Origin of the sequence: Allofournierella massiliensis (assembly GCF_004345265.1) — a bacterium.
Classification (GTDB): Bacteria; Bacillota; Clostridia; order Oscillospirales; family Ruminococcaceae; genus Allofournierella; species Allofournierella massiliensis.
Genome location: NZ_SLUM01000060.1, coordinates 1 through 5494 on the forward strand (window position 1 = coordinate 1; position 5494 = coordinate 5494).

The 5494-nt window shown below is 59.4% G+C and carries 7 protein-coding genes; 5 read left to right on the plus strand and 2 right to left on the minus strand.

The features are described 5' to 3' along the window. The 4 genes from EDD77_RS18345 to EDD77_RS17700 form a co-directional block, all read left to right on the plus strand. Window positions 1-271: hypothetical protein (locus EDD77_RS18345; RefSeq protein ID WP_207667965.1), on the plus strand; the 271-nt coding region annotated here is incomplete at its 5' end. Next, window positions 262-1827, plus strand: a complete 1566-nt coding sequence (gene cls / locus EDD77_RS17690) for a cardiolipin synthase (protein ID WP_058963671.1) — start codon at window positions 262-264, stop codon at window positions 1825-1827. The genes EDD77_RS18345 and cls, both read left to right, overlap by 10 nt. Before the next feature lie 24 nt (window positions 1828-1851). Further along, window positions 1852-2256, plus strand: a complete 405-nt coding sequence (locus EDD77_RS17695) for a DUF3842 family protein (RefSeq protein WP_058963672.1) — start codon at window positions 1852-1854, stop codon at window positions 2254-2256. Window positions 2257-2375: 119 nt separating this feature from the next. Continuing rightward, the gene (locus tag EDD77_RS17700; RefSeq protein WP_058963673.1) at window positions 2376-2534 is read left to right on the plus strand and encodes a rubredoxin; all 159 of its coding nucleotides are present in this window, start codon (window positions 2376-2378) and stop codon (window positions 2532-2534) included. A gap of 55 nt (window positions 2535-2589) precedes the next feature. Here EDD77_RS17700 and EDD77_RS17705 read toward each other — a convergent pair whose 3' ends face one another. Together EDD77_RS17705 and EDD77_RS17710 are read right to left on the minus strand one after the other, a co-directional pair. Beyond that, window positions 2590-3369, minus strand: a complete 780-nt coding sequence (locus tag EDD77_RS17705; RefSeq protein WP_058963674.1) for a 4Fe-4S dicluster domain-containing protein — start codon at window positions 3367-3369, stop codon at window positions 2590-2592. Window positions 3370-3382: 13 nt separating this feature from the next. Then, complete coding sequence (locus EDD77_RS17710; protein ID WP_058963675.1) at window positions 3383-3925, minus strand: DUF1836 domain-containing protein; 543 nt, start codon at window positions 3923-3925, stop codon at window positions 3383-3385. A 150-nt stretch (window positions 3926-4075) separates the two neighbouring features. On the opposite strand from EDD77_RS17710, the gene EDD77_RS17715 reads away from it, so the two are divergent. Next, window positions 4076-5353 carry a chloride channel protein gene (locus EDD77_RS17715; RefSeq protein ID WP_058963676.1) on the plus strand — a complete coding sequence of 426 codons (1278 nt, stop codon included), beginning with the start codon at window positions 4076-4078 and terminating at the stop codon, window positions 5351-5353. Window positions 5354-5494: the final 141 nt, after the last annotated feature.

The following is a 5494-nucleotide window of genomic DNA, read 5'->3' on the forward strand; positions in this document are numbered from 1 at the left end:
TGTGGGACCATATTTTCCAAACTTACAAATTCCAGCTGTCCTCGATTTTCTGCGTTCTTTACCAGCATTTTTATCCCCCCACACTATTATACCGCATTCCCTTTCCTTTTTCGACAGGCTGCAAGAGCGTACGCGCTGCGTACGCTCTTTTTCTTTCGCCGGAGGCTTTTCGTCGATTTTGTGTGGAAACTGTGTTATAATATCCCCCAAAGGATTTTCCCTTTTTGCTTTTTCTTTTCATGCAGGAGGCATTTTATCATTATGGAAATGAAGAAGGTACACAAAGCCCGCAAAAAGCTGGGCCGGGGCCTTTTGTCCCGCAGCTTTTTCTTTGCGGTTTTGCTGCTGCTGCAGATCACGCTGGTGGTTGGTATCGCCCTTGGTCTGGGGCGGTTTTTCCCCTATTTTTATCTGTTCCTGATGCTGCTCAGCGCCCTGGCGGTGCTCACGCTGCTGGATAAGGACAAGGTCAACCCGGTCTACAAGATCATGTGGCTGATCCTGATTCTTGTCATGCCGCCCACCGGAACCCTGTTTTATCTGTTCTGGGGCCACCGGAACACCGGAAACAGCCATGCCAGGCGGCTGGAAGCCATTACCGAACGGGGAACCAAATCCCTCCCCCAGGACCCGGAGCCCATGCGCCGCCTTCGGGTGAAGGACAAAAATCTGGCCCGCAGTGCCACCTATCTTTCCCGCTGCGCCGGCGCGCCGCTGTATGGCGATACCCAGAGCGAGTACTACGCCTGGGGGCAGGACTTCTTCCCCCGCTTTCTGGAGGAATTGAAGGGCGCAAAGCACTTCATCTTCATGGAATATTTCATCATCAAGCCCGGCTATATGTGGGATACCACGCTGGAGATCCTTACCCAGAAGGCCGCCGAGGGCGTGGACGTGCGCCTTTTGTTCGATGCCTTCGGCTGCATGTTTACTCTGCCGGAAAAATACGACGAATACCTGCGGCGCAAGGGCATCAAATGCTATCCTTTCGCGCCGCCCCGGTTGTCCGGCCGGATTTCGGACTACACCATGCTCAACCACCGGGATCACCGCAAGATCACCGTGATCGATGGCAACGTGGGCTTTACCGGCGGGCTGAATTTTTCCGATGAATACATCAACCGGAAAAAGCGGTTCGGCATCTGGAAGGATACCGGCCTGATGCTCAAGGGCAGCGGCGTGCAGTCGCTGACGGCGCTGTTCCTGGAAATGTGGGATTTTACCACCGGCAGCGTGAGCAACCCCAAAGACTACGCCCCCACCCTGCGTTACACCGCCCGGGGGTTTGTGCAGTCCTACGGCGACAGCCCTCTGGACGAGGAAAACGTGGCCGAGAACGCCTATTTCAACGTGCTCCAGCAGGCCACCAACTATGTTTACATCGCCACCCCCTATCTGGTGGTGGACAACGAGATGATCACCACCCTGACCCTGATCGCCAAAAGCGGCGTGGACGTGCGGATCATCACCCCCGGCATTCCGGACAAATGGTATGTGTACTGGGTGACCCAGAGCTACTACCGGGTGCTGCTGGAAGCCGGCGTGCGCATCTTTGAATACACCCCCGGCTTCATCCATGCCAAGATGTATGTGTCGGACGATAAAACCGCCATCGTTGGCAGCGCCAACATGGACTACCGCAGCCTGTATCTGCATTTTGAGAACTGCTGCGCCTTCTATGGCGGCCAGATGGTGCAGGACGTGCGGGCCGATCTGGAGGAGTGCATGAGTGTGAGCAACGAGGTATTCCTGGAGGACACCTACAAGACCCCGCTGCCCAAGCGGGTGGCCCAGCTGGTTCTGCGCCTGTTTGCACCGCTGCTGTAACAAGAGAAAAAGCGAGGTTTTTGCATGAAAATCGTTGTGATCGACGGTCAGGGCGGCGGGTTCGGCCGTGCCCTGATCGAAAAGCTGCGGGCCGGCGGCTGCACCGGCGAGATTCTGGCAGTGGGCACCAACGCCGTTGCCACCGGCGCCATGATCAAGGCCGGTGCCAGCGCCGGAGCCACCGGCGAAAATGCCGTGATTGTGAATGCCCGCCGGGCGGACGTGATCGCCGGGCCGCTGGGCATTGTGATGGCCAACAGCATGATGGGCGAATGCAGCCCCGCCATGGCGCTGGCGGTGGCGGATTCCCCCGCCCGCAAGGTGCTGATTCCGGTGAGCAAATGCGGGGTGCAGATCGGCGGCCTGCCCGAGCTTCCGCTGGCCGACTACATTGCCGACGCAGCCCGCCGCATTCTGAGCATGAGCTGATTTTTGTTGCCATGGCAACATGATTTTTCTTTTCTGTCGCATATACTAATGCCATGGACCAAACGGTCCCTCCCAAAAAATTCATCTGAACTTGAAATAGAGAAAAAGGAGTATTGGTTATGAATCGTTTTGTATGCGACGTGTGCGGCTGGGTTTACGACGAGGCGGAAGGCTACGAGGACGGCGGCATCGCCCCCGGCACCCTGTGGGCCGATGTTCCCGAGGATTTTGAGTGCCCCCTGTGCGGCGTTGGCAAGAACCAGTTCAGCCAGGAGTAATTCAGCAAAAAAGCCCGTTTCCGGAAAATCCGGAAACGGGCTTTTTTCATCTTGTTCAGCAGGCAAGCCAGGTTTGATTTGCCCGATTCTCATCGCAGATCTTACTCAGTTTTTCCAGTGTGGCCGCCTGTGCCGCCGCAGGCAGGCTGCGGGCCTGCATGGGGCAAACCGCCACGCAGCGCATGCAGGTGATGCAGACGGTGTGATCGGTCTCGCGGGGATTCTCCGCCGGGATGGCTCCCACAGCGCACTGGTCGGCACAGCGACCGCATTCCACGCACGCATCGCTTGCCAGCGGGCGGGCCGCACTGCCGCCGAATTTTTTGTAGGGCCGGTTTCCCGGAATCTCCAGCACCGGCCGGGCCTCCGGAGCCAGACCTTCCGCCAGCTCCAGTGCCTGCTTGCCCAATTCACGCGCCTGCGCCAGGTCATCCTCACTCGGCCGATGGGCCGCGATCCGGGTGGCAATGGAATGTCTGGCCACGAATTCTCCGGCGGCGATGGGCTGGTAACCGGTCTTTTCCGCCAGATCATACAGCTCCACCAGTGTGTCCTCACTGGCGCGGGCGCCGTACACGCTGAGCAGCACCACCGGGCCGCAGCCCTTCATCTGCTCCAGACGCTGCGCCATGGGAGCCGGCGCACGCCCGCCAAAGGAAGGCACCGCCAGAATGGTCAGGGTATGCTCATCCGGCTGGAAGGGAGCGTTTGCCCGCTGCGGCAGACAATCCCATTCCTTTACCGGCAGGCCGGTCCCCTGGGCCACCGCCTGCGCCACCGCCCGAGTGGTTCCGGTGCCGGAAAAACAGATCATCTGCACTTGTTCGATCTTCATTTTATCCATCTCCTTATTCCTGCCCGCCGGCCTGTTCGGCAAAAGCCAGCCGCTTTTGTACATACACCTTGCTGGCATAGGCCTGCACCGCACCCCGCAGCAGGGTAATCGCCGCAGGGTTCTGCTCGCTGCCGATCCGGGTGGGAGCCGCCTGGCCCTGGAACACCGCCTGCAGGGCATTCTCCAGCTCCTGGCAGAAGCAGTCGTAGGCCTGCTCCACCGGGCAATGGTCCATCTGGGCCTGAATCATGCTGCCGATTTCCGGAATGCTGAACACCTGCTTCAGCGCGCAGATGGTAACCAGATAGGCCATGTGGGCCCGGTCGTATTTTTTATTCACCGGCGGGCTCATCACCCGCTGCTTCACATAATTGTTCACCATCGCCTTGGTCAGGGTGATCTGCTGCTCCTGGGGCGCGATGGGGGAAAAGATCTCGTTGATATATCCGGTGACCTGATCCATATACAGCGCGATGCCGGGCAGCTCGGCCCAGCGGGGGCAGTGGAAACCCAAAACCTCCTGGGCAAGACCACTGTTCTCAAAGCCCTGTTTCATTGTGCCACGCTCCGTTTCCTGTTGCTCGTTTTGCTGGTTTCTATCATAGCACAAAAGGCCTGCACCTTCAAATTTTTCCGCGGATTTGCTATAATATGAGCCGGTATCATTGAGGAAAGCGGCCCGGTGGGGCCGGTAGGAGGCGGTAGCATGAATCTGCGGCGCAAAGAGGCGCTGACCAACATTGCCGAGGGACTGTTCCCTTACAGCGAAACCTTTCTGATGTGGGTGATCTGCTCCGGGCTGATGGGCCTTGCAGGCGGCGCGGTGGGCGCGGTGTTTTACCATATGGTAAGCTGGGCCAACCGGGTGCGGGCAGCACACCCGGAGCTGCTGTGGCTGCTGCCGGTGGGCGGCCTTGCCATCGTTGCGGTGTATCAGCTGTGCAGCATGAGCACCGAGCGGGGAACCAATCAGGTGATTGAAAGCGCCCGCAGCGGCCAGCGTGCGCCGCTGCGCATGACCCCGCTGATTATCTTCGCCACCTTCATCACCCATCTTCTGGGCGGCAGCGCCGGGCGTGAGGGCGCCGCACTGCAGATCGGCGGCAGTATGGGCGGCTGGCTGGGGGAAAAGCTGCGTCTGAACCAGCCCAGCCAGCATTTCATGGTGCTGTGCGGCATGAGCGCGGTGTTCAGCGCCCTGTTCGGCACCCCGCTCACCGCCACCATCTTCAGCATCGAGGTAATCAGCGTGGGCGTTGTCTACCACGCTGCCCTGCTGCCCTGCACCATGTCCAGCCTGATGGCCTACGGCGTTTCCCGGGCACTGGGCGCGGTGCCGGAGCACTTTGTGATCCACAAGGCCAGCGGCCTTAACTGGGGCAACTCCTGGCGGGTGGTGATTCTGGGCGTGGGCTGCGCGCTGGTGGGCATGCTGCTGTGCATTGTGATGCACACCGCCAGCCATTTGTATCAGACCTGGCTGCCCAACCAGTACCTGCGCATTCTGGTCGGCTCGGCGCTGATCATCGGCTGCACCCTGTTGCTGGGCACCCGGGAATACAACGGCGCCGGCATGCAGGTGATCGAGCGGGCCATCACCGAAGGCGTGCTGGATCACCCGCTGGCCTTTTTGTTCAAGCTGCTGCTCACCGCCCTCACACTGGGGTGCGGCTTCCGGGGCGGCGAGATCGTGCCCACCTTCTTTGTGGGCTCCACCTTCGGCTGCCTTGTGGGGCCGCTGCTGGGGCTGGATCCGGGCCTTGCGGCGGCGGTGGCGCTGGTGGCCACCTTCTGCGCCGTGACCAACTGCCCCTTTGCCAGCATCGTGCTGGGGGTGGAGCTGTTCGGAGCCGAGTCCATGCTGCTGTTCGCGCTGGCCTGCGCGGTGAGCTACCTGCTCAGCGGACAATACAGCCTTTACTCCGGCCAGCAGATCATGTATTCCAAGATCAACAACGAAAAGGTGGACAAACCTGCCCACTGATTCCCCTATGCAAAAAACAGCACCGGCAAACAAGTTGCCGGTGCTGTCAGCTTGTAGAAAAACCTGCTGTGACAATCAAGCCAGAGCAGGTTTTTTGCATGAAAAGTAAAAGAACAGAGAAAAAGGAAGAAGATTTCCTCT

Bases quoted from the DNA above. Each gene is read 5' to 3' on its own strand.
- EDD77_RS17715 (WP_058963676.1), top strand. From the start codon at position 4,076: ATGAATCTGCGGCGCAAAGAGGCGCTGACCAACATTGCCGAGGGACTG.
- EDD77_RS17700 (WP_058963673.1), top strand. From the start codon at position 2,376: ATGAATCGTTTTGTATGCGACGTGTGCGGCTGGGTTTACGACGAGGCG.
- EDD77_RS17695 (WP_058963672.1), top strand. From the start codon at position 1,852: ATGAAAATCGTTGTGATCGACGGTCAGGGCGGCGGGTTCGGCCGTGCC.
- EDD77_RS17710 (WP_058963675.1), bottom strand. From the start codon at position 3,925: ATGAAACAGGGCTTTGAGAACAGTGGTCTTGCCCAGGAGGTTTTGGGT.
- cls (WP_058963671.1), top strand. From the start codon at position 262: ATGGAAATGAAGAAGGTACACAAAGCCCGCAAAAAGCTGGGCCGGGGC.
- EDD77_RS17705 (WP_058963674.1), bottom strand. From the start codon at position 3,369: ATGAAGATCGAACAAGTGCAGATGATCTGTTTTTCCGGCACCGGAACC.